The 891-nt window shown below is 49.5% G+C and carries 2 protein-coding genes; both read right to left on the minus strand.

Going from position 1 to position 891, the window contains the following annotated elements; translation table 11 throughout:
- Positions 1 to 392: ParA family protein (locus tag R7040_RS25325; protein ID WP_318097397.1), on the minus strand; the 392-nt coding region annotated here is incomplete at its 3' end.
- Positions 393 to 400: 8 nt separating this feature from the next.
- Positions 401 to 891, minus strand: a 491-nt coding sequence (locus R7040_RS25330) for a chemotaxis protein CheB (protein WP_318097399.1), incomplete at its 5' end; no start/stop codon positions are given.

The following is an 891-nucleotide window of genomic DNA, read 5'->3' on the forward strand; positions in this document are numbered from 1 at the left end:
GGCGGACAGTCAATCAAGACATAATCGTAGTCTTGCGCAACCGCTTGTAACGCACGCTTTAAGATCAAACCCATCCCGCTGCGGTTGCCCATTACGCGGTCTAGCGTAGCCAATGACATGTGCGCAGGAATGATGTCCATTCCTTCCAACTCGGTTTCTAAGATCAACGGCTTAACCGTATCGCGAGTGAACGTCTTTAGCTGAAACAGATCGAACAAGCTTGATGACACGGTATCTGAGTCGTAACCAAGATAAGTCGTCAGTGACGCATGAGGATCGGTGTCGACCATCAATACACGATGACCTTTCTGGCTCAACAAACCTGCTAGTGTCACTGTTGATGTGGTTTTACCTACCCCACCTTTTTGGTTAGCTACACTCCAAACGATCATGATTTATCCTACGCTAAACCCACTTCCACCAGCATGCGTTCTGCAATTCGGTCAAGAGGTAAATCTTCAGAAGAAATGCCCGCTTTAGCAACAGCTTGAGGCATACCGTAAACCACACAGCTTTCTTCGTCTTGTGCCCAAATGGTTGAACCTGCCGATTTCAGCATACGCGCACCTTCTCGGCCATCTGCACCCATTCCGGTGAGCACCATAGAAAGCACTTTTTCGCCGTAAACTTTCGCCGCCGAGCCAAAGGTCACATCCACACACGGTTTGTAGTTCATGCGATCGCCGCCATCAATGATGCGAAGGCGAGCAGCACCTGCACGACCATCAATCATCATTTGCTTGCCGCCTGGCGCTAGGTAAGCCACACCAGCTTGTAACACATCACCGTCTTGTGCTTCTTTCACTTGGATCTTACACAACGTGTTCAATCGACTTGCAAATGCCGCCGTAAATGTCGCAGGCATATGCTGAATCAGCACGATTGGATGTG

Source organism: Vibrio sp. 1069, from assembly GCF_033340555.1.